At 61.5% G+C, this 21132-nt stretch carries 23 protein-coding genes and 1 tRNA gene; 14 read left to right on the top strand and 10 right to left on the bottom strand.

The features are described from left to right. Positions 1–76 precede the first annotated feature (76 nt). Positions 77–152 (top strand) — tRNA-Ala (locus ACIK7D_RS19835). Between the two features lie 76 nt (positions 153–228). Here the strand turns inward: ACIK7D_RS19835 and ACIK7D_RS19840 are convergent. Together ACIK7D_RS19840 and ACIK7D_RS19845 are read right to left on the bottom strand one after the other, a co-directional pair. Next, complete coding sequence (locus ACIK7D_RS19840) at positions 229–729, bottom strand: thermonuclease family protein (RefSeq protein ID WP_400157165.1); 501 nt, start codon at positions 727–729, stop codon at positions 229–231. A 74-nt stretch (positions 730–803) separates the two neighbouring features. Then, positions 804–1406, bottom strand: a complete 603-nt coding sequence (locus ACIK7D_RS19845) for a PAS domain-containing protein (RefSeq protein ID WP_262531973.1) — start codon at positions 1404–1406, stop codon at positions 804–806. On the opposite strand from ACIK7D_RS19845, the gene ACIK7D_RS19850 reads away from it, so the two are divergent. The 7 genes from ACIK7D_RS19850 to ACIK7D_RS19880 all read left to right on the top strand — a co-directional run bounded on the left by ACIK7D_RS19850 (position 1386) and on the right by ACIK7D_RS19880 (position 6802). After that, positions 1386–2288, top strand: coding sequence for an NrtR DNA-binding winged helix domain-containing protein (locus ACIK7D_RS19850; protein ID WP_400157166.1), 903 nt, complete (start codon positions 1386–1388; stop codon positions 2286–2288). The genes ACIK7D_RS19845 and ACIK7D_RS19850 overlap by 21 nt on opposite strands. A gap of 69 nt (positions 2289–2357) precedes the next feature. Further along, positions 2358–3329, top strand: a complete 972-nt coding sequence (gene nadA, locus ACIK7D_RS19855; RefSeq protein WP_059756932.1) for a quinolinate synthase NadA — start codon at positions 2358–2360, stop codon at positions 3327–3329. Next, complete coding sequence (locus ACIK7D_RS19860) at positions 3326–4897, top strand: L-aspartate oxidase (protein WP_400157167.1); 1572 nt, start codon at positions 3326–3328, stop codon at positions 4895–4897. The genes nadA and ACIK7D_RS19860 overlap by 4 nt, the downstream gene beginning before the upstream one ends. Position 4898: 1 nt before the next feature. Continuing rightward, positions 4899–5756, top strand: coding sequence for a carboxylating nicotinate-nucleotide diphosphorylase (gene nadC, locus ACIK7D_RS19865; protein ID WP_400157168.1), 858 nt, complete (start codon positions 4899–4901; stop codon positions 5754–5756). Positions 5757–5907: 151 nt separating this feature from the next. Next, positions 5908–6159, top strand: a complete 252-nt coding sequence (locus tag ACIK7D_RS19870; RefSeq protein WP_003522465.1) for a GlsB/YeaQ/YmgE family stress response membrane protein — start codon at positions 5908–5910, stop codon at positions 6157–6159. A gap of 12 nt (positions 6160–6171) precedes the next feature. Beyond that, a complete protein-coding gene (locus tag ACIK7D_RS19875; protein WP_262531969.1) occupies positions 6172–6591 on the top strand; it encodes a DUF3597 domain-containing protein in 420 nt (139 codons plus the stop codon). A 22-nt stretch (positions 6592–6613) separates the two neighbouring features. Continuing rightward, complete coding sequence (locus ACIK7D_RS19880) at positions 6614–6802, top strand: hypothetical protein (protein ID WP_003522463.1); 189 nt, start codon at positions 6614–6616, stop codon at positions 6800–6802. A 149-nt stretch (positions 6803–6951) separates the two neighbouring features. Here ACIK7D_RS19880 and cydX read toward each other — a convergent pair whose 3' ends face one another. From cydX to ACIK7D_RS19915, 7 genes are all read right to left on the bottom strand, one after another. Beyond that, positions 6952–7074 (bottom strand): cytochrome bd-I oxidase subunit CydX, encoded by a 123-nt coding sequence (gene cydX / locus ACIK7D_RS19885; RefSeq protein WP_003508602.1) that lies wholly within the window; start codon positions 7072–7074, stop codon positions 6952–6954. Between the two features lie 22 nt (positions 7075–7096). Then, positions 7097–8254, bottom strand: coding sequence for a cytochrome d ubiquinol oxidase subunit II (gene cydB / locus ACIK7D_RS19890; RefSeq protein ID WP_400157169.1), 1158 nt, complete (start codon positions 8252–8254; stop codon positions 7097–7099). A 6-nt stretch (positions 8255–8260) separates the two neighbouring features. Then, positions 8261–9838: a cytochrome ubiquinol oxidase subunit I gene (locus tag ACIK7D_RS19895; RefSeq protein ID WP_400157170.1), complete on the bottom strand. Its 1578-nt coding sequence runs from the start codon at positions 9836–9838 to the stop codon at positions 8261–8263. A gap of 67 nt (positions 9839–9905) precedes the next feature. Beyond that, positions 9906–11597, bottom strand: a complete 1692-nt coding sequence (gene cydC / locus ACIK7D_RS19900) for a thiol reductant ABC exporter subunit CydC (RefSeq protein ID WP_400157171.1) — start codon at positions 11595–11597, stop codon at positions 9906–9908. Further along, positions 11594–13384 (bottom strand): thiol reductant ABC exporter subunit CydD, encoded by a 1791-nt coding sequence (cydD, locus tag ACIK7D_RS19905; RefSeq protein ID WP_400157277.1) that lies wholly within the window; start codon positions 13382–13384, stop codon positions 11594–11596. The genes cydC and cydD overlap by 4 nt, the downstream gene beginning before the upstream one ends. Before the next feature lie 17 nt (positions 13385–13401). Next, the gene (locus ACIK7D_RS19910; RefSeq protein WP_003522458.1) at positions 13402–13980 is read right to left on the bottom strand and encodes a GbsR/MarR family transcriptional regulator; all 579 of its coding nucleotides are present in this window, start codon (positions 13978–13980) and stop codon (positions 13402–13404) included. Positions 13981–14438: 458 nt separating this feature from the next. Then, a complete protein-coding gene (locus tag ACIK7D_RS19915) occupies positions 14439–15470 on the bottom strand; it encodes an L-idonate 5-dehydrogenase (RefSeq protein WP_400157172.1) in 1032 nt (343 codons plus the stop codon). Between the two features lie 219 nt (positions 15471–15689). On the opposite strand from ACIK7D_RS19915, the gene ACIK7D_RS19920 reads away from it, so the two are divergent. From ACIK7D_RS19920 to ACIK7D_RS19930, 3 genes are all read left to right on the top strand, one after another. Next, the gene (locus tag ACIK7D_RS19920; protein ID WP_003522158.1) at positions 15690–16445 is read left to right on the top strand and encodes an SDR family oxidoreductase; all 756 of its coding nucleotides are present in this window, start codon (positions 15690–15692) and stop codon (positions 16443–16445) included. A gap of 88 nt (positions 16446–16533) precedes the next feature. Beyond that, positions 16534–17427, top strand: a complete 894-nt coding sequence (locus ACIK7D_RS19925) for an NAD(P)-dependent oxidoreductase (protein WP_400157278.1) — start codon at positions 16534–16536, stop codon at positions 17425–17427. A 159-nt stretch (positions 17428–17586) separates the two neighbouring features. After that, positions 17587–18570: an aldose 1-epimerase gene (locus ACIK7D_RS19930; RefSeq protein WP_400157173.1), complete on the top strand. Its 984-nt coding sequence runs from the start codon at positions 17587–17589 to the stop codon at positions 18568–18570. Positions 18571–18578: 8 nt separating this feature from the next. Here the strand turns inward: ACIK7D_RS19930 and ACIK7D_RS19935 are convergent, their stop codons facing one another. Next, positions 18579–19040 carry an Lrp/AsnC family transcriptional regulator gene (locus ACIK7D_RS19935; protein WP_003522155.1) on the bottom strand — a complete coding sequence of 154 codons (462 nt, stop codon included), beginning with the start codon at positions 19038–19040 and terminating at the stop codon, positions 18579–18581. A 167-nt stretch (positions 19041–19207) separates the two neighbouring features. Here ACIK7D_RS19935 and ACIK7D_RS19940 point away from each other — a divergent pair, with 167 nt between their 5' ends. From ACIK7D_RS19940 to ACIK7D_RS19950, 3 genes are all read left to right on the top strand, one after another. Beyond that, the gene (locus tag ACIK7D_RS19940; RefSeq protein WP_035223929.1) at positions 19208–19921 is read left to right on the top strand and encodes an aspartate/glutamate racemase family protein; all 714 of its coding nucleotides are present in this window, start codon (positions 19208–19210) and stop codon (positions 19919–19921) included. Further along, a complete protein-coding gene (locus ACIK7D_RS19945) occupies positions 19922–20692 on the top strand; it encodes a class II glutamine amidotransferase (RefSeq protein WP_080819960.1) in 771 nt (256 codons plus the stop codon). A 165-nt stretch (positions 20693–20857) separates the two neighbouring features. Further along, positions 20858–21019 (top strand): hypothetical protein, encoded by a 162-nt coding sequence (locus tag ACIK7D_RS19950; RefSeq protein WP_164865505.1) that lies wholly within the window; start codon positions 20858–20860, stop codon positions 21017–21019. Positions 21020–21132 lie beyond the last annotated feature (113 nt).

Consider the following 21132-nt stretch of genomic DNA (forward strand, 5'->3'; position numbering starts at 1 on the left):
GCAGTAGTAAGCCGCCACCGAACGGAACAACAACCGCTTCGGTTCCCGGAACCGGAAGAAATGCCGGAACCCTTATGGGGCTATAGCTCAGCTGGGAGAGCGCTTGCATGGCATGCAAGAGGTCAGCGGTTCGATCCCGCTTAGCTCCACCAAACCTTCCCAGACAAAAAATATCTTCCCTTCGGCCAGTCGCTCTCGCGCATCTTGCAAGCCGCTCGAGCCGATCGCCTATTGCAGCAACGCCCGCACATCCTGCCCGTTGATCCGGCACTCCACGGAACCGCCGGCACCACCTTCCTCCACCGTCCGACATTCCAGATATCTGCCGCGCAGCCGGTTCTCCAGTGCTTTGAAAGCGTTGAGGCCGCAGGCGTAACGGCGACCGTCGGCGCCGGTGCAGACGCGATTGCGTTCGACATCCTCCACACCGGCGAGACGGAATTCCTTACCCTTGAAGGTGAAGCGGCTGCTGGAAATCACGCGCAGGCGCTGGTCCGCATGCATTTTCAGCGGATAAAGATCGGGAGGCGTCGGAATGCGTTCGTAATTTTGGCTACGCGGATCGACCCGCACCGGTGAGGTCGTCCACAGCAGTTCCGTATTGGCAGCAAGGCCTGCTGGCGCCGGGGTTGCCTCGCCATTGACGAGCGAGGCGATGCGGATGCCGGCCATGCCGAGGCCAACGGCCAGGACGATCTGAAACAGCAAAATTGCGATCTGCCGGACCATGTCACCGCAACATCAAAACAATGAACGACATAAAATAAATCGGCCGTCTCGCTACGAAAGAGACCGGCCGCATGTCACATCAACAAAACCTTGCCTGCACTCACATCCCGCACCGTACCCATGGCCATGATCGGAATCCGGTCGCTGTCCAGGATTACCCGTCCCGTTGTCCGCAGCCAGCGAAAACCGCCTGCCTTGAGCTGAATGCGGTATTCCTGATCATAAAACACGCCATTTGTCAGCGAATTATAAACCGCCTTGGCGACACGCGCCCGCGAGCCGCTTTCGATCTGCGCGATGAAATGTTCGACGGGAATGCCGCAGGCGGCCTTATCGGGGGAAACTTCGCGCAGGTGAGCGGCCACGGCATCGAGATAAATCAGGTTTTGCCCGATGTTCCAGCTATAATAACCTACAAGTGTCTCTTCCAGCGATATATTCTCCAACATCGGCCTTCTACCCGTCTGAAATGCTTGTGCGGGTCTGTAACATACCAGACGATAGACGGCTAACCACAAGAATTCATCCTTTTGTCTGATGCGACGCGGTTTTGCGGTCGGCGGATTATCGACAGCCCTTTTCGGCCACCATGTTGGCGAAGCAACCTTCCTGTGCCAAAGAAGATTGATCTTGCGCCAACGACCAGAGGAGCCGCCGTGACCATCGGGCTTGCCCATGCCGAACTCATCGCCGTCGTCACCGCCATCACCACGGATGAGCCGCGGGTCATGACCGTTCGGGAAGGTGCAGCGCTTCCGTCGGGACCATTCGAATTCGGGCACAGAACGCTCCAGAGCGGCTTGCGGGAATGGATTCACGAACAGACCCATCACCCCGTCGGTTATCTCGAACAGCTCTATACTTTCGCCGATCGCGACCGCAATAACGACATTTTAGGCGGCAGAACCATCTCCATCGGTTATCTCGGGCTGGTTCGCGAACAGGAAGCCTCCGGCGGCAAACGCCCGCTCTGGCACGGCTGGTACGAATATTTCCCCTGGGAGGACCACCGCCAGGGACGCCCGGAAGTTCTGGACAGCATCATCGACAGGCTGCGCGCCTGGGCGGATTCCGATCCCGCCTCCAAAAGCCAGCGCCATTTGCGCGCCGATTTCACCTTCGGCCTCGATGGCGGCGGCTGGAACGAGGAATTGACCCTGCAGCGTTACGAGTTGCTCTATGAAGCCGGGCTGGTCGAGGAAGCGCAGGGCGAACCGCGGATTAATTTCGGCAGGCCGATGTTTGCCGATCACCGCCGCATCCTTGGCACCGGCATCGCGCGTCTGCGGGCCAAGATCAAATATCGCCCCGTGGTGTTCGAACTGATGGCCGACGCCTTCACGCTCCTGCAGCTACAGCGCGCCATCGAGGCGCTGGCCGGGCTGACCCTGCACAAGCAGAACTTCCGTCGGCTGATCGAACAGCAGCAGCTGGTGGAAGAGACCGGCGACATGGCGACCGAAACCGGCGGACGCCCGGCAAAGCTTTTCCGCTTCCGCCAGACCGTTCTCGATGAACGCGCCCTTTCCGGAACGAAACTGCCGCTCTCCCGCAATTGACATATGCTCACAATGAGAATATGTCTTTGCCCTAGATATACTCAAAAAGAGTATAAATGGGAGAGCACCGTGAACGAGCAGATTTCCGCCGCAAGCCTTTACGACCGCGTCGCCCGCGTCATTCCCAAGGCCGAATGGATGGGCTTTCAGGACGATGTGGAGGCGATCCTGGAGCTGAAGCGCAAGCGCAACGCCGTCATCCTCGCCCATAATTACCAGACGCCGGAAATCTTCCACGGCGTCGCCGATATTGTCGGCGACAGCCTCGCCCTTGCCCGCAAGGCAATGGAGGTGGAAGCGGATGTCATCGTTCTGGCCGGCGTCCATTTCATGGCCGAGACGGCAAAGCTGCTCAATCCGGAAAAAACCGTGCTCATTCCGGATATGGCCGCCGGTTGTTCGCTGGCCGATTCCATCACGCCCGAGGACATCGCGCTTTTGCGCAAGGCCTATCCCGGCGTTCCGGTCGTGACCTACGTGAACACGTCTGCGGCGGTGAAGGCGGCATCTGACATCTGCTGCACCTCCGGCAATGCCCGCCAGGTGGTGGAATCGCTCGGCGTACCGCGCGTGCTGATGTTGCCGGATGAATATCTGGCGAAGAACGTGGCGCGGGAAACCAATGTCGAGCTGATCGCCTGGCGCGGCCATTGCGAGGTGCATGAACTTTTCACCGCCGATGATATTCGCGAATTGCGCGAAAGCCATCCGGGCGTCACCGTGCTGGCGCATCCGGAATGTCCGCCCGATGTCGTCGAGGCTGCGGATTTTTCCGGCTCCACCGCCGTCATGTCGGATTATGTCGGCCGCGAGCGCCCCGCCCGCGTGGTGCTTTTGACGGAATGCTCGATGAGCGACAATGTCGCCGTGCATCACCCGGATGTCGAATTCATCCGCCCCTGCAATCTCTGCCCGCATATGAAGCGCATCACGCTTGGCAATATCCGCACGGCGCTGGAGGAAAACCGCCACGAAGTGACGGTCGACCCCGCCATCGCTGTCGCCGCCCGCCGCGCCGTGGAAAGGATGCTGGAAGTATGAGCGAACGCCTCCCGTCGCATACGGGCTGGACGGTCATTGTCGGCAGCGGCATTGCGGGCCTGATGGCGGCGCTGACGCTTGCGCCGCAGCCCGTGCTGCTTCTCACACGCGGCGTTCTCGGCGGCGAGACGTCCAGCGCCTGGGCGCAGGGCGGCATTGCCGCCAGCCTTGGTCCGGATGACCGCGCGGCCCTGCATCTTGCCGATACGCTCGCTGCGGGCGATGGCCTTTGCGATGAAGATCTGGCAGTTGAGATTATATCCGCCGCCCCCGCCGTCATCGATGCACTGGAGCGGGCGGGCGTTCGCTTCGACCGTGACGCCTCAGACAACTATGTGTTCGGGCTCGAAGCCGCCCATAGCCGACGACGCATTCTCCATGCCGAAGGCGACGGGTCGGGTGCGACGATTGTGAGGGCACTTGCAGCCGCCGTTCTTCGCACGCCGTCCATAACCGTTCTGGAAGGCACGGAAGTACGCCGCCTGCTGACGGAAGACGGCGTCATCGCCGGTCTCGCCTGCATCGGGCCAAAAGGCTGCTTCACTTTGCCGGCAAGCCAGGTCGTTCTCGCCACCGGCGGCCTCGGCGGGCTTTATGAAGCAACGACCAATCCCTCCGGCAATTTCGGGCAGGGCATCATGCTTGCCGCCCGCGCCGGCGCCATCCTCGCCGATATGGAATTCGTGCAATTCCATCCGACGGCGCTTTCCTCGCCCAGACGGCCGCTGGCGCTGGTGAGCGAGGCGGTGCGGGGCGAAGGCGCGCTGCTTCTCAATGAAAACGGCGAACGTTTCATGGCTGCCGTTCCGGGTGCGGAACTCGCCTCCCGCGATATTGTCGCCCGCGCCATCGACCGCGAAATCCTGCGCGGCGGCAAGGTCTTTCTCGATGCCCGCAAGGCGCTCGGCTCCGGCTTTTCCGCCCGCTTCCCCTCGATCGACCTGCTCTGCCGCGAAGCCGGGATAGACCCCGCCCGTGAGCTCGTTCCGGTGCGCCCGGCGGTGCATTACCATATGGGCGGCGTCGCCACCGATGGTAAAGGCCGAAGCTCGGTGCCGGGCCTTTGGGTTGCCGGCGAAACCGCCTGCACGGGTCTGCATGGCGCAAACCGGCTTGCCAGCAATTCCCTGCTGGAAGCGGCGGCCATGGGCATGCGCGCGGCAGAAGACATTGCCGGCAGGCAGGCATATGCGGGAAAACAGGCAGCGGATATCGCAACACTCCCCGTGCCTGATTTGCCGGCAGCCGACCTCTCCCCGGTTCGGCCCATCGTTTCCCGCCATCTCGGCATCGTAAGACATGCGGAAGGGCTGACGGGCGCGATCCGCGATCTTCTGCCACTGGCTGAGCGGAACGGGCCGGCATCCGATCCTGCCCTTGTCGCGCTGGCCATCGCCGTCTTTGCGGCGCTGCGCACGGAATCGCGCGGTGCGCATTTCCGCGACGATTTCCCTGAAAAACATGCGACGGCGACAAGGCGCAGGCTGAACCTCAGCGACGTCCTCACCATCGCCCATGAATTTTCCTCTTCCAGCCATTCTTCGGCCAGCCTCGCGCGGAGCGCCTGACATGACCCTTTCACCCCTGCCACGCCTCATCATCGAACCGCTCGTGCGCAACGCCCTTCTGGAAGACCTCGGCCTGGCGGGCGACATCACGTCCGCCGCCGTCATTCCCGCCGATCATCGCTCGGTCGTCGTCATGGCCGCGCGCGAACCGGGCGTTATTGCCGGTCTCGACGCGGTGGAACTTGCTTTCCAGCTCGTGGATCCGGCCATCGTGATGAAACGGCATGTGCAGGATGGGGCCGCCGTGACGCCCGGCGATATCATCGCGACGATCGAAGGCCCCTCGCGCGGCCTTCTGACGGCGGAGCGCACGGCGCTGAATTTCCTCGGCCACCTGTCGGGCATCGCTTCCGTCACTGCAAAAATCGTTGCCGCCATTGCCGGCACCAGGGCCTCGGTCGCCTGCACCCGCAAGACGACGCCGGGGCTGAGAGCGCTGGAAAAATATGCCGTGCGCGCCGGCGGCGGCACGAACCACCGTTTTGCGCTTTATGACGCTGTTCTCATCAAGGACAACCATATCGCCGTGGCCGGCGGCGTGCGCGACGCCATCCGCCGCGCCCGGCAGGGCGTGGGGCATCTCGTCAAGATCGAGGTGGAGGTCGATACGCTTGCGCAGTTGCGCGAGGTCATGGATGAGGGCGTCGATGCGGTCCTTCTCGACAATATGACGCCCGAACAGCTGCGCGAGGCGGTGGGGATCGTCGCCGGTCGCGCCATTACCGAAGCGTCGGGCCGCATCAATCCGCAGACGGCCGCAGCCATCGCCGCAACCGGCATCGATCTCATCTCCGTCGGCTGGCTGACCCACAGCGCGCCGGTTCTCGATATCGGCCTCGACTTTCAAGGCCAGAGCTAAAGAATATGCGGCGCATGGGTTCGCCGCACGGAACCAATCGGCCATATCGCCGTTATTGCTCCGCCTGAGGTCTATTCAAGGCGGGGGGATCAGTGCGCGCAAAAGCCTGTCCATATGCCTGCGGACCTCTCTCACAAAGGAAAGGCTTGTTATGGAAGACGCACAAGTTGGCTGGATTGCAGCAATCATCATCGGCGGCGTGGCCGGTTGGCTCGCCGAACAGTTCATGAAAAGCAATATGGGTCTTTTCATGAACATTATCCTCGGCATTGTCGGCGCCATCGTCGCCAATTTCCTTCTGGGGCTCGTGGGCATTTCGCTCGGAGGCTGGATTGGCTATCTCATCGCCGGTTTCATCGGCGCCTGCATTCTCATCGCCGTCGGGCGGGCATTTCGCCGCTAAGGAGAGGACACCATGAGCTTTTTCGACAAGATCAAGAACGCTATTTTCGGCAAGGCCGAGGCCGCACCGCAGACTTCGGCTCCGGCCGGCACGCCGGCACCCACGGCAAGCCCGGCCGCACCGGCCGCACCGGCAGCACCCGCTCCGACAGCCGCGGCTCCGGCTCCCACCGGCAATGTCGACGTCGCTTCGATCCTGGATGCGGCGGTCAAGCAGAACGGCCAGAAACTCGACTGGAAACATTCGATCGTCGACCTTCTGAAAGCGCTCAATCTGGACAGCAGCCTCAGCGCCAGAAAGGAACTGGCCGGCGAACTCGGCTATACCGGCGACACCTCGGATTCGGCGACCATGAACATCTGGCTGCACAAGGCTGTCATCAAGAAACTGTCCGAAAACGGCGGCAAGGTTCCAGCCGACCTTCTGGATTGAACCGATAAACGGGAGCGCCGCGATGGACGACTATTCCAGCCTTCGAGAGCAGATCGGCCAGGACCTCGACACCCTGCACAGGACCGAGAATCCGAAATCGATCTTCGAGATCGCCGACGACTATCTTCTGGGAAATCCAAATCTCAAGAGGGCCATCGTCGAAGACATCATCAAGGAAGAAGCGGACAAGCGCGGCATCGCGATCCACTGACGCCGCGCGTCGCGCGCACGGCTGTTGTACCCAAAAGGGCGGCATCCCAACCGGATGCCGCCCTTTTATATCTGGCGGAGTTGCATCATCCGCACTCCGTCACCCCGGACCAGATCCGGCATGACGGAAGAGAGGCTTCCGCCAAAGCCCTATTTATCCAGCTTCGCTTCGGCCTTTTTCGCGTTTTCTTCCATCAGCTCATACCACATGGCGTTCATGACGGCGAAGATGGCGGCGAGAGGCAGGCCGAGCAGCCAGGCGAAATACCACATGTTCGATCTCCTTCTTTCTCAATCAATAAGCATGACCGCTGTCGTCGCGGATCGCCTTTTCATCCACCTTGCCCCACAGCACGCGATAGACCCATGACGTATAGGCGACAATGATCGGGATGAAGATGAGGGCGACGACCAGCATGATGAACAGTGTCATATGGCTGGACGACGCATCCCATACCGTCAGGCTCGATTTCGGATCGACCGAAGACGGCAGGATGAAGGGAAACATCGTCAGCCCCACCGTTGAAATGATGCCGAAAATCGCGAGCGAGCTGGAAAGCAGCGCCAGCACTTCCCTGCGGGCCCGGAGCAAGACGAAAGCGACGAGCGGGAAGACAAGACCGAGCGCCGGCGCCAGCATCATCCAGGGATGCGCCGCATAATTGGCAAACCAGACACCGCCCGCAACCTCGACCGTCTTCGACAGCGGATTGGACGGACCGTCGGTCACGACCTCCGAGGTGAAGCGATAGCCATCGACACCGAGCCACAGAAAGACGCCGCCGAGCGCAAAAAGAACGGTGGTGGCAAGCGCCGCGATGCTGCCGAAACCGCGCGCGCGGGTCGCGACCGGACCATCCGTCTTCAGCACCAGCCATGCCGCACCGTGCATGATGAGCATGGCGACGGATACGAGGCCGCAGAGGATGGCGTAGGGGTTCAGAAGCTCGAACAGCGTCGTGCCATCGTAGAAAATCCTGAGGTCGTCATTGAGGTGGAAGGGAACGCCCTGCAGCACATTGCCGATGGCCACGCCGAAGATCAGCGCGGGAACGAAACCACCGATGAACAGGGCCCAGTCCCAGCCGGTGCGCCAGGCGGCGCTTTCACGCTTGGAGCGATATTTGAAACCGACCGGCCGCAGGATCAGCGCAAACAGGGTGGCGAACATCGCCAGGTAAAACCCTGAAAACGACACCGCATAAAGCGGCGGCCAGGCGGCGAAGATCGCACCGCCGCCGAGGATGAGCCAGACCTGATTGCCTTCCCAGACGGGGCCGATGGAATTGATGACGACACGCCGCTCGATATCCGTTTTCGCGACGAAGGGCAGGAGCGCGCCGGTGCCGAGATCGAAACCGCCGGTCACGGCAAAACCGATCAGCACCACGCCGAGCAGCAGCCACCAGATGACGCGGAGAATTTCGTAGTCGATGAGTTGGTGCAATATCATGATCGTTTACTCCGCAGCGACGAGTTTTTCAGGAACGAGCGGCGCTTCCGGCTCATGGTCCGGGTCCGGCCCCTTGCGGATCGCCTTCAGCATCAGCCCCATTTCGACGATGAACAGCACCGTGTAGATGGCGATGAAACACAGGAGCGTGATGAGGACCGTGGAGGCGCTGAGGCTGGAGACGGCCGCGGCCGTGGGCAGCACGCCTTCGATGATCCATGGCTGGCGGCCGAATTCGGCCACCACCCAGCCCATTTCCGCCGCGATCCACGGCAGGGGAATGGCGAAGACCGCCACTTTCAGCAGCAGCGGATAATGATCCAGCCGGCGGCGGGCCGAAAGATAAAAGAACGTCGCCGTCAGCAGGATGAAGAAGATGCCAAGGCCGACCATGATGCGGAACGACCAGAACAGGGTCGGCACATGCGGAATGGTATCCGCCGCCGCCTTGGCGATCTGCTCTTCATTCGCCTGGCGCGGATCGTCGACATATCGTTTCAGCAGCAGGGCATAACCGAGCTCATGGCCGAGTTCGGCAAAGGTGCCGCGCACCTCTTCGGGCAACTCCGCGCCCTTGCCGGTGGCGCGTATCTGCATCAGCGCGTCATAGGCCTTGATACCGTCACGGATGCGGGTCTTGGCCTGCTCAACCAGATCGTTGATGCCCGGAATTTGCGTGTCGAGCGAGCGGGTGCCGATGAGGCCCATCACCCACGGGATCTTCACGGCGAAATGCGTTTCGCGCGCTTCCTGATCGGGAAACCCGATGGCCGTGAAGGGGGCCGGCGCCGGCTCGGTTTCCCACATGGCCTCGATGGAGGCGAGTTTCATCTTCTGGTGTTCTGTGGAGAGATAGCCGCTTTCATCACCCAGCACGACGACCGACAGCGCGGACGCCAGACCGAAGGAGGCGGCAACCGTCATCGAGCGCTTGGCGAGATCGATATGACGGCCCTTCAGCACATACCAGGCCGAAACGCCGAGCACGAAGATGGAGGCCGTCACGTAACCCGCAGAAACCGTGTGAACGAACTTCGCCTGCGCCACCGGGTTGAACAGGACCTCGAAGAAGTCAGTCACTTCCATGCGCATGGTCTGGGGATTGAAGGCGGAGCCCGTGGGGTTCTGCATCCAGCCATTGGCGATCAATATCCATAGCGCCGAAAAATTCGAACCGAGCGCCACGCACCATGTCGCGACGAGATGGCCGAGTTTAGACAGCTTGTCCCAGCCGAAGAAAAACAGCCCGACGAAGGTGGCTTCCAGGAAGAAGGCCATCATGCCCTCGATGGCCAGCGGCGCGCCGAAAATATCGCCGACATAATGGCTGTAATAACTCCAGTTCATGCCGAACTGGAATTCCATGACGATGCCGGTGGAAACGCCGAGCACGAAGTTGATGCCGAACAACGTGCCCCAGAATTTCGTCATCTGCCGCCAGACCGTGCGGCCGGTCATGACATAGACCGTTTCCATGATGGCGATCACCACCGATAGTCCGATCGTCAGGGGAACGAACAGAAAGTGATATAAAGCCGTCACTGCAAATTGCAGGCGCGACAGCGCCACTATGTCGAGTTCCATAGTCCTATCCACCTTTTCCGGAAGGCCGGCCTTCCATTTCAAAGACGACGCCGGCTCTCAAAAAATCTCAGTCCGGGCGCAGTGTCTCCAGCACTACGCCGTATTCCGGGGTGCCGCTTTGACATTCATCAAATTGACGCCCCTCTTTCAGCACGATGATGCGATCGGCAAATTCCGCCTCGCGGCGATTATGGGTGATCATCACGACAGTCTTTCCCTCTGCCCTCGCAAACAGCCGGGTGAGCACGTCACGGGCGGTTTCGCCATCCAGCCCTTCCGTCACCTCGTCGAGAAGCCAGAGCGGCCGGTTAGCCAGCAGGAAACGGGCGAGCGCCAGCCGGCGCGACTGACCGCCGGAAAGCCCCTGGCCCGCCTCGCCCAGCCTTGTCTCCAGCCCGGCTGACAAAGATTTGACGTGTTCGGCAAGGCCTGCCGCCTCAAGCACGTCCCATAACTCGGCCCCGGTTGCGGCGGGTTTCGCCAGCCGCAGATTGTCGGCGATGCTGTCGCGGAAAAGCTGGCTTCGCTGCGTCATGAGAGTGGACGGCAAGGCGTTGACCGTGCCCGCAGCCGGCCGCAATTCACCCGCCAGAAGCTGGATGAGGCTTGTCTTGCCCGCACCGCTCTGGCCGATGATGGCAACCCGTTCCCCGGAGGCGATTGCAAGGTTGATATTCGTCAGGACAGGGTTGTCGTTCCCGTCCCGCTCCAGACGCACGTTTTTGAGCTCTGCCGCCATGCCGTTGACCGGCGAGACGGGACAGCGGCCCTCAGCCGTTGCTGAAAGACGCGGCGCGATGCGCCTTGCGGAAAACAGCGTGCGCCCAAGCTCCATCGCCCCACGACGAAGCGCCGTGAAAGGCTCCAGCGCGGCAAAACAGACGAGCAGCCCGAGCGCCGCGGCCGGCGCGCTCACCGCCCCCTGTTCCGCAAGCCAGGCCATGCCGAGAAGGGCTGCACTCAAAAGAACGGCCGCTGAAACCCCGAAGGAAAAACCGGCACTGGTTTCGATACGGTTCAGCGTATCATCGCAGGCAGAGAGGTAATCATCCGCCCGTTTCACCGCCGCGACCTGCGCGGAAAGGCGGCCGGTGGTCAAGAGCTCCGTCTGCCCGCTCACGAGGTCGGCCGTGCGGGCCCGAAGGGCTTCCAGCCCGATTGCCCGGCGGCGCGAGAATGTTTCTGCCTGCAAGGCGGCGCGAACCGAAATTCCAAGCCCCGCCGCGACGAGGAAAACCGCCGCCAGAATGCCCGCCAGAGGATGGAGAAAAGCAAGCCCGAGACCTGTCGCAATTGCGGCAAGGATCGCGACAGCGGCGGGAACCAGCACGCGCAGATAAAGCGAATCCAGTGCATCGATGTCCGCCGTCAGCCGGTTCAGCAGGCGCGCGGGCCTCGCCTCCAGGGATTTCGCGGCCTGCGGCGCGGCAAAGCCGCGAAACACCTTTTCCCGAAGGGCTGCAAGCACGGAAAGCGTGGCGTCATGGGTCGTCATGCGTTCGCCGTAACGGGCGGCGGTGCGCGCCAGCGCCAGAAGGCGAATGGCGGCCGAAGGCGCAAAGACATCGAAGGCATAGGCGGTTGCCGGCAGAAGACCGGCAATCGCCGTTGCGGTGATGAACCAGCCGGAAACACCGAGAAGACCGATGCCCGCCAGCACCGTCGTTACCGCCAGAGCCGCGCCCGCCATCAACATGCCGCGCCGTGCCGACCAGAACAGGCCGATAATGGGTTTCAATATCGCAAAACGTGCGATCATGGCTGCCCCCTCGAATGGATCTCCGTCATATCCACGATCCTGTCCATGCGCGCCGCAAGCACCGGATCATGGGTCGCGACGACCAATGTCCTGCCATTTGCCAGTTGCAACAGGTTATCCCTGACGAGAGCAGCCGTTTCCCGGTCGAGATGGGCTGTCGGCTCGTCGGCCAGAACAAGCTGCGTTGCGGGGTCAGCGAAAGCACGCGCAATGGCAAGCCGCACCGCCTCCCCGCCCGAGATTCCATATCCGCCATCGCCGATCTGCAGATGCCGGCGCGCATGTGACAAGCCCTCGAGCCCGGTGCAGCGCAGCGTCTCTTCCACCATGCCCTCAGTGACAACCGAACGGCCGAAGCGAATATTCGCCTTCAGCGAACCAGCAAAAAAGAACGGCTTCTGGCTGACCCAGCCAATCGTCCTGCGCAGCCCATCCGCCGTCGCATTATCGAGCTTGACGCCGCCGATCCTGATCGAGCCCTCTCCAGCCTCGGCCAGCCCGGCAATCAAGGAGAGTACAGTGGATTTGCCACAACCGGAAGGCCCAAGAATTGCTACCCGCTCACCCTGTTGAACGGTCAGGTTGAGATTTTGGATGACAGGTGGGTTGCTCGGATAAGCGAAGGAGAGATTAGCTATCTCCAGCAGGCCGGGCGTCGGGGCTGCGACAGACGCCCCGTCCACGCCCTCGCCCGCGATGGTCGCACCGCCGGCCGTCAATTTGCCGAGCGCATCGAGCGCCGCTTCACCGGCCGCGCGGTCGTGCCAGACGGCGGAGAGTTCCCGCAGCGGTTCGAAAAACGCCGGCGCCAGCAGCAGGATGAAGATGCCTTCGGCAAGCGTCAGCTTGTGGCCCCAGGCCCCGAAATCGAGAAAACCGAGCAGATGAAAACCGATATAGACGGCAGTCATGGCAACGCCGAGCGCTGCGAAAAGCTCCAGAACCGCCGAGGAGAGAAAGGCGATCCTGAGCACCGCCATCGTCCGCTTCTTCAGGTTCTGCGCATCGGCGCTGAGACGCTCCGCCGTCAGATCGACGGCTTTGAGCGTGCGGATTGTCTCCAGCCCGCGCAGGCGATCGAGCAGGAAGGCATTCATATTGCCCGTCTCGGCAAGCTGCTTCTCGCTGGCGGCCTTGGCCTGCCAGCCGATGAGCGCCATGAAAAGCGGGATGGTTGGCATGGCGAGCAGCAACACCAGCGCCGCAATCCAGGTAATGGGCAGGATCGCCAGCACAAAAACCAGCGGCACGACGGTCGCCTTCATCCGCGCCGGCTGGAAACGGGAAAGATAAGGCACCAGCGCTTCCGCCGCCTCGGCCACGACGCCTGCCGCCTCACCGGAGGCGGTGCGCGACAGATCGAGCGGGGAAACCTTCGCTACGGCCTGCAGCGCTTCCAGCCGCCGCTGCGACAACGCCGCGCGAGCGGCACGAAACGACAGCCGCGCCGCGATTTTTTCCAGCCATGCCTTGATGAGGCCGAGGATGAGAACCGCGGCCGCAGCCGGCACGATCGCCATCACCGGCGCGCCATCGGCAATTCTTCCGACTGAAAAGGCGAGCAGACCTGCCTGCGGCAACCAGAGCAAAGCCGCCAGCACATGCAGCAGGGCAACGGATCTCCCAACCGCCGGCGAGCGTGTCATTTTCGCCCGGCCGGCAGCCCTGTCGTGGGAGGTTTTGCGATTGCCGAAGAAGCGCCGACGCGTTGCACCGGGCAAGACTGTAACCGGCGCAGGACAGGCCGCCCCGTCACCATCGGCCCCCTGGCGGATTTCCACGGACATGCTCACGGCCGATCTCCTCACCCGTCCTTCTTCGCGCCACGGGGTCTGGCGAGGGAGACGATCTTGTCCTTGGCCTCCAGAAGCTTCGTGACCTTCGAACCGAGCGCCAGAAGCGAGGCCAACCTTTCCGTTTCCAACCGCTTCACATCGTCATACCAGCCGGTGAGTTGCTCGATCAGCGTTTTCATCTCGTCGATGCGCTTCTGCGCATGCCGCTCATCTTCGTTTTCCGGCGTTTCCATCAGAATTTCGCGCAGCACGCTGAGCGTTGGATCGATCTCGCGCTTCTTGCGCTCTTCGGCAAGGGTGCGGAGAATTTGCCAGACATCGTCAGGCGTCGTGAAAAAATCGCGCCGGTCGCCGGGAAAATGCTTGAGAATTGCAAGGTTCCACGCCTGCAACTCCTTCAGGCTCATAGACACGTTGGAACGGGAGATGCCGAGCGCCTCCACAATCTCGTCCGCACACAGAGGTTGCGGCGAAATATAAAGCAAAGCATAGACTTGGCCGACGGTGCGGTTGATGCCCCAGCGGCTGCCCATCTCACCGAAATGCAGCACGAAGGACTGAACGAGCGGGGACAGGCTGGTCGGCATTTTTACGTTTCCTGAATTTTCAGTAATTTCTGAAATTTCGATAACGCAAAAAACAGCAGGCGGCAAATCACCTTTTTGACCTGCGTCAAAATGTGCAAATGGGGCAGAGACGACGCCGGTAAAGACGGCCGTGGGTGCAGCCCCGAGCAAAATATGCGGCAGTCGTGTTAGGGGTATGAGCTGGGGCGTTTGCTGGCGTCCGTCACTTTCCCTCCGTCATTCCGGCCTTGAGCCGGAATCCAGCCAGCCCAAGTCCTTGGGCTGAAAGGACTCTCTCGCCGCGCAGACGCGCGTCTGCTGAATTCCGGCTCAAGGCCGGAATGACGTATCCAAAGCAGTTGATGATATCGATAACATCTTCAGGAGTCGCCACGGGCAAGAACCCGCCGAAAAAAATCTGCGGCGGGATGACCCGCCGCAGATCGAAACGTCGACACATTCGCGCGTAGAAACCTTGCTTACGAAAAAGCGATCTGCACCTTCATCGCACGGCTGCGGTCCGAGGCGAATTCGAAGGCCGAGATGGCGTCGGCGAGATCGACGGTCTGGGTGATGAACGGCTTGACGTCGATCAGGCCCTTGCGCATCAATTCCACACCGGTGGCGAATTCCTCGTGGAAGCGGAAAGAGCCGCGCAGATCCAGTTCCTTGGCGGTGATCGCCATCATCGGCAGGCTCATATCGCCGCCAAGACCGAGCTGGACGATGATGCCGCGCGGACGAAGCGCCGCAATACCGCCGGCAAGCGCCACGGCCGCACCCGAGCATTCATAGAGAACATCGAAGGTTCCCTTGTTCGCACCATAGCCGGCAAGTGCGTCGGGCTCATCCTTGCTGTTGATGACACGATCCGCACCCGCCTCACGCGCCTTGGCAAGCGTGAAATCGGAAAGATCGGTCGCGACGATCTCAGCCGCGCCGGCACGGCGGGCGGCCAGAATGGAGAGGATGCCGATCGGGCCGCAACCGGTGACGAGCACGCGTTTTCCCAGCAAATCGCCGGCGCGGCGCGTGGCATGCAGCGTCACCGCCAGCGGCTCCGCCATGGCGGCCTCGCCGGCGCTGAGCCCATCGGCCGGCACGCATTGCAGGGCGTCCGCCACCAGAACCTCGCGAAAAGCACCCTGAATATGCGGGAAAGGCATGGCGCTGCCATAAAAGCGCATGTTGAGGCACTGGTTGTGCAGGCCTTCCTGGCAGAAACGGCAGGTTCGGCATGGACGGGACGGCGAAACGGCAACCAGACCACCGACCTTCAGCCCTTCCACGCCCTCGCCCAGTTCTTCGATGATGGCGGAGACCTCATGGCCGAGCACCATGGGTTCACGAAGCCGCACCGCGCCGAAACCGCCATGGTTGTAATAATGCAGATCGCTGCCGCAAATTCCGCCCCGGACCAGACGAAGCCGCACTTCTCCCGGCCCCGGCGCTTCCTCCGGCCGCTCCTCGATGCGCACATCCTTTGCCCCATGGGCAACAATCGCTCTCATAAATATCTCCCGTTCGACATCGCACCTGAGCGGTGCGGCAAAATAATCCGCATCCCTGTCACCGCCGCCTGCCGCGCATTTGCACGTCGTGCGCCTCCCCAACCGCCCGATCCGTACCGATACCGGGCGTTTAAGCCTTGACATCCACGTCTGAAAGGGATGAATGTTATCGATAACATAAACCTGTATGAATGCAATGTCGAGAGACTGGAGGAAACAGTGGGCCTTAAATTGTTCGATCTTTCCGGCCGCCGCGCCCTGATCACGGGTTCGTCCCAGGGCATCGGCTTCGCGCTGGCGCAAGGGCTGGCGGAAGCGGGAGCGGAAGTGGTGCTGAACGGGCGCGACGAGGCGAAGCTGAAAGCCGCCGCCGCCGGCATCAAGGGCGCCAAAACGCTTGCCTTCGACGCCACCGATCATGAAGCGGTGCGCAAAGCCATCGACGGTTTCGAGGCGGAAGTCGGCCCCATCGATATTCTGGTCAACAATGCCGGCATGCAGCACCGCACGCCGCTTGAGGATTTTCCGGCGGATGCCTTCGAGCGCCTGCTGCAGACCAACATCGCCTCGGTGTTCCATGCCGGACAGGCGGCCGCGCGCCATATGATCAGCCGCGGCCGTGGCAAGATCATCAACATCGCCAGCGTTCAGACCGCCCTTGCCCGCCCCGGCATCGCGCCCTACACCGCCACCAAGGGCGCCGTCGGCAACCTGACGAAAGGCATGGCGACGGACTGGGCCAAATATGGCCTGCAATGCAACGCCATCGCACCCGGTTATTTCGATACGCCGCTCAACGCGGCCCTGGTGGCGGACGAGACCTTCTCGGCATGGCTTGAAAAGCGCACGCCCGCCGGTCGCTGGGGCAAGGTCGAAGAGCTTGTCGGCGCCTGCATCTTCCTGTCGTCCGATGCCTCGTCCTTCGTGAACGGGCATATTCTCTACGTCGACGGCGGCATCACCGCTTCGCTTTAAAAACACCGAAACCGGATGGCCGGCTGCGGCCGCCATCCGGTTTTGAACCGACGATACCACGACACTTTGGGAGGAGGCCGTGAACACCATGACCGAGAAGAACAAAGTCGCCCTGATCGGCGCCGGCGCCATGGGCGGGGCAATCGGCACACGGCTCATCGAGACCGGAAATCAGCTGACGGTTTTCGATCTGGATGCGGAAAAGGTGGCGGCGCTGACGAGCTTCGGCGCGCAAAGCGCGGGTACGGCGGCGGAAGCGGCTTCGGTTTCCGATGTGGTGATCCTCAGCCTCAATTCGCCGAAAATCGTCCGCATCGCCGTCTTCGGCAAGGATGGCGTCGCGGCGGGGGCGAAGCCCGGAACGCTCATCATCGACATGTCCTCCATCGACCCGGAAGCAACGAAGGAACTGGCGGCAGATGCTGCCGAAAAAGGCCTGCGCTGGGTGGACAGCCCGCTTTCGGGCGGCGCGCCCAAGGCGCTCATCGGGGAATTGACGCTGATGGCCGGCGGCAGCGAAACGGATGTGGCCGATGCGCATCGCGTGCTGCGGCATGTGGCCAGCAATTACACCCACATGGGACCCTGCGGCGCGGGGCAAACGACGAAACTCATCAACCAGGTTCTGTGCGGGCTGAACTTCCTTGCGGTGGCGGAAGCAACGCAGCTTGCGCTGGATGCCGGCGTCGATGCCGCCAAAATCCCGCAGGCGCTGAAGGGCGGCCGCGCCGACAGCGCCATCCTGCAGGAATACATGCCGCGTTATGTGGCCAAGGATTACCGCCGCACCGGCCGCATCGACAATATGGTGAAAGACCTCAACGGCGCGCAGGATCTCGCCCGGCGCACCAACACGGCCATGCCGCTGACGGCGGTTTGCGCCGAGGTGCACCGCATGCTGACGGCGGCCGGGCTGGGTGGGGAGGATCAGGCCGCGCTGATGGAGTTTTTCAGCGGCGCGAAACGGACCTTCCCGGACTGATTGCCCGACAGACATGGGATGGCAGGAGCCTGTTGATACAGCCCTTGCGGACCCTTAACGGCCATTGCGAAATTGTCCTTCACCGAAGATGATCGGGCGAATCGGCACGGCAGCCGCCCCGATTGCCGCAGACGCATGCATGCAAAGGACAATTTCCCGATGACACCCTCCACCACAGGCACGGGGATTGCCGGTCTGACCGTTTCTGGAAACGGTTTCATTGCCGAAATCGCTTACGAGGGCGCGACGCTTTTAAGCTGGCGGCCGGTCTCTGCCGATGGCGGCGAAGGCGAAAATCTTGTCGACGGATATTCGACGCCCGCCGAAATGCAATCGCAAAACGGCGTGAGAAACGGCATTCTCGCACCCTTCACCAATCGCATCCCGGATGGTCGGTTCAGCTTTGGCGGGCAGATGCACCGCCTTGAGCCGGTGCTTGCCCATGAAGCCCTCGTCTTCCATGGATTTGCCAGAGCCCTGCCCTTCGCGCTTGCGCAGTCTTTTGAGGAAAACGGCGCTCACATTCTCGTCTTCCGCGCCGAAATAGCGCCTGCGGATTTCAAGGGTTATCCCTACCGTCTCGCCATCGAGGTGGAATATCGTTTCGCCGGCCATGAGGTCACCATCGACATACGCGGCATCAATCGCGATGACCGACCCTTGCCTTTCGCCGCCGGCTGGCATCCCTATTTCCGCCTGCCCGGCACGACGCCTATCGACGATCTTCTCCTCACGCTGCCCTCGCGAACGGCGATTGAAACCGACGAGGACCTTATCCCCCTGCGCAACCCCCAGGGCGGGATAGTCAAACGGGACGACACCCGCTTTCTCCATGCGCCGCTGGCAGGCCATGTGCTTGATGTCTGCTTCACCGACCTCATCGCATCCGAAAACGGGCTTTACGAGACGAGGCTCGAAAACCGGCACGACGGTTCGAGCCTGACGGTATGGCAGGAGCGCGGGCACATGCATGTCTTCACCGGCGACACGCTCGCCCGCGACAGGCGACAATCCATCGCGCTCGAACCGGTGGAAACGCCGACCAACGCCTTCAACCAGCCGGAACTCGCGGATGCGATTGCGCTGCAACCGGGCGAGACGCGAAGCTTCCGCTTCGGTGTTCGTTTCGTGGCGGGGCGCTGATCAAGGCTCTAGATATGTGTCGTCGGCAGCGAAGACGATAGCTTCACCGTCTCCATGGAGATATAGGCGGACATGTCGTAAAGCTCGACGCGGCGCAGGATCTGTTTGTAGATCGTGTCGTAATATTCGACATTCGGCAGCACGAGTTTCAGAATATAGTCGAAATTGCCGGTCAGCCGGTGAACCTCGACAATTTCCGGTATGGTGCTGACGGCGGCATGGAACCGGTCCAGCCAGTCCTCCGCATGCAGGCCGGTTCTCACCAGCAGGAAAACCGTGGTCGGCAGGTTGATCTTGCGCCGGTCGAGCAGCGCCATCGTACCCGTCACATAACCTTCCGCCCGCAACCGCGTGATGCGCCGCGAACAGGCCGATAGCGACAGCGACACTTCCTCCGCAATGTCGGCAAGCGGCGTTTCAGCATTTTCCTGGAGAATCGCAAGGATTCGGCGGTCGCGATCGTCAATCATCGATAAAGAATGCACAGGTTAACGCAACAGCGCAAGAAGTTTGCGATATTTTGATAAATAGCGCCTCAATTTTGCATATATGCCGCGAAATCCCTGCAAAAACGCATGCCGTTTTCGCCCCGACGATGGCATTCTTATTTCCAATCAAACTTGATAAGGGAACTCTTATGAAACGGATCGGCCTGATCGGCGGCATGAGCTGGGAATCCACCGCAACCTATTACCGCATGATCAACGAGGCCGTGCGCGACAGCCGCGGCGGGCTGGTTTCGGCCGACATCGTCATGCATTCGCTCGATTTTTCCGAGGTCGTCGCCCTTCAGAAGGCCGACCGCTGGGATGAGGCCGGTGCGCTTCTGGGTGCGGCCGGCGCGCGCCTTGCCAATGCGGGCGCCGATTGCGTGCTGATCTGCACCAACACCATGCATCTGGTCGCGGACACCGTGGAGAAGATGTCCGGCGTGGCGTTGATCGACATCATCGATGAAACCGCCGCAGCCCTGAAGGCGGACGGACGCCGCAAGCCGCTGCTGCTCGCCACCCGCTACACGATGGAACACGGTTTCTACACCGACCGCATGCGTCGCCACGGTGTCGAGGTGGTCGTGCCCGATGCGGAAGACCGGGCTGCGATCCACGACATCATCTTCGGCGAACTTTGCCAGGGCGAAATCAAGTCCTGTTCGCGCGAGCGCTATCTCGCGGTCATCGAGAAGGCCCGCGCACTCGGTGTCGATTCCGTCATCCTCGGCTGCACCGAGATTTCGCTGCTGATCGATCCCGATGCCCTGCCGCTGCCGGGTTACGATTCGACCGCCATTCACGCGAAGGCCGCCGTCGGCTTCGCGCTCGGAAACAAGGCCCTGAACAGAGCCGCATGAATGTGCCGCCTCTTTGCCTATTCCGGTAAACCGGTCTGGCTCGACAGTCTGCTGATCGAGCCGGAAGCATCGCTGGTCAGCCAGTCCATGGCCGCGCGGGAAGCAAAGACCGTCGTCAATGGCGATGGCTGCGGCCTTGGCTGGTATGGCGAACGCGGAACGCCCGGCGTTTTTCGCGATACGAGGCCCGCCTGGTCGGACGCCAATCTGGCGGCGCTTTGCCACCAGCTCCGCTCGGGCATGTTCATGGCCCATGTCCGCTCCGCCACGTCGGGCGAAGTGTCCCGCGCCAACTGCCATCCCTTTGCGCATGGGCGATACCTGTTCATGCATAACGGCCAGATCGGCGGTTATGAGCAGATCAGGCGCGACATCGATTCCCTCATCCCCGACGATATCTATGCATCCCGGCGCGGCACCGGCGACAGCGAAGCGATCTTCCTCATCGCCGCCGGGCATGGCCTCGACACCGAGCCGGTTCGCGCCATTTCCACCGCGCTACGGCTTTGCCAGGAAAAGATGACGGCGGCAGGCGTGTCTTCCGCGCTGCGATTCAGCGCCGTCCTGATGGATGGCGATTGCCTGCATGCCTTCCGCTGGTCGAGCGACGACAAGCCGCCGACACTCTACTGGCGCGGGCTCGATGAGGGCATCGCATTGAGTTCCGAACCCTTTTCCTTCGATTGCGCACCCTGGTGCGCCGTTCCCCCCAATACCAGGGTGACAATCCGCGCCGGCGAGATGGCGATGGAACCTTTTCTCCTGCCGTAAACAGCACCATTGGCGACAATCGCAGCCGGTTTTTACGCCCGCGCCACCACGGGTCGGCGCGGCAGTGGCGCTGCCCTGTTTATTTTCCCTGTTTATTTTCATTGAATTTTCGCAACCGCGAAGGCTAGTGTGTGATCCGATAGTTCGAAACAGATTTCAGGACCGGTGAACCATTTCAGAAGTATTGCAGCCTCTTCCCCTTTTCCGCGCGATGCCCGGCATCGCAAGGACCAAGAAAATCCGCTGAAGAACGGCGCAGACAGGGCGATCAATGCCTTCGGCGATCCTTTGGACGCCGAGAAAAACACTTATTTTTCATTGCGCTAAGCTGTTCAATTTTCCGAAAAAATTGCTGTTGCCACGCCTCCATATCGATGCATAAACTGGCATCAGCAAAGGCAAACCGGATCGACCTCATCAGACCCTCTCCTCCCACCAAG

It is taken from the genome of Agrobacterium sp. P15N1-A, from assembly GCF_044626815.1.
Lineage (GTDB): Bacteria > Pseudomonadota > Alphaproteobacteria > Rhizobiales > Rhizobiaceae > Agrobacterium > Agrobacterium leguminum.

Bases quoted from the DNA above. Each gene is read 5' to 3' on its own strand.
- ACIK7D_RS19860 (WP_400157167.1), top strand. From the start codon at position 3,326: ATGAGCGAACGCCTCCCGTCGCATACGGGCTGGACGGTCATTGTCGGC.
- ACIK7D_RS19940 (WP_035223929.1), top strand. From the start codon at position 19,208: ATGAAACGGATCGGCCTGATCGGCGGCATGAGCTGGGAATCCACCGCA.
- ACIK7D_RS19875 (WP_262531969.1), top strand. From the start codon at position 6,172: ATGAGCTTTTTCGACAAGATCAAGAACGCTATTTTCGGCAAGGCCGAG.
- ACIK7D_RS19930 (WP_400157173.1), top strand. From the start codon at position 17,587: ATGACACCCTCCACCACAGGCACGGGGATTGCCGGTCTGACCGTTTCT.
- ACIK7D_RS19840 (WP_400157165.1), bottom strand. From the start codon at position 729: ATGGTCCGGCAGATCGCAATTTTGCTGTTTCAGATCGTCCTGGCCGTT.
- ACIK7D_RS19845 (WP_262531973.1), bottom strand. From the start codon at position 1,406: ATGGGCAAGCCCGATGGTCACGGCGGCTCCTCTGGTCGTTGGCGCAAG.
- ACIK7D_RS19945 (WP_080819960.1), top strand. From the start codon at position 19,922: ATGTGCCGCCTCTTTGCCTATTCCGGTAAACCGGTCTGGCTCGACAGT.
- ACIK7D_RS19935 (WP_003522155.1), bottom strand. From the start codon at position 19,040: ATGATTGACGATCGCGACCGCCGAATCCTTGCGATTCTCCAGGAAAAT.
- cydD (WP_400157277.1), bottom strand. From the start codon at position 13,384: ATGTCCGTGGAAATCCGCCAGGGGGCCGATGGTGACGGGGCGGCCTGT.
- cydB (WP_400157169.1), bottom strand. From the start codon at position 8,254: ATGATATTGCACCAACTCATCGACTACGAAATTCTCCGCGTCATCTGG.
- cydC (WP_400157171.1), bottom strand. From the start codon at position 11,597: ATGATCGCACGTTTTGCGATATTGAAACCCATTATCGGCCTGTTCTGG.
- ACIK7D_RS19915 (WP_400157172.1), bottom strand. From the start codon at position 15,470: ATGAGAGCGATTGTTGCCCATGGGGCAAAGGATGTGCGCATCGAGGAG.
- nadC (WP_400157168.1), top strand. From the start codon at position 4,899: ATGACCCTTTCACCCCTGCCACGCCTCATCATCGAACCGCTCGTGCGC.
- ACIK7D_RS19925 (WP_400157278.1), top strand. From the start codon at position 16,534: ATGACCGAGAAGAACAAAGTCGCCCTGATCGGCGCCGGCGCCATGGGC.
- ACIK7D_RS19880 (WP_003522463.1), top strand. From the start codon at position 6,614: ATGGACGACTATTCCAGCCTTCGAGAGCAGATCGGCCAGGACCTCGAC.
- cydX (WP_003508602.1), bottom strand. From the start codon at position 7,074: ATGTGGTATTTCGCCTGGCTGCTCGGCCTGCCTCTCGCCGCCATCTTC.
- ACIK7D_RS19910 (WP_003522458.1), bottom strand. From the start codon at position 13,980: ATGCCGACCAGCCTGTCCCCGCTCGTTCAGTCCTTCGTGCTGCATTTC.
- ACIK7D_RS19895 (WP_400157170.1), bottom strand. From the start codon at position 9,838: ATGGAACTCGACATAGTGGCGCTGTCGCGCCTGCAATTTGCAGTGACG.
- ACIK7D_RS19870 (WP_003522465.1), top strand. From the start codon at position 5,908: ATGGAAGACGCACAAGTTGGCTGGATTGCAGCAATCATCATCGGCGGC.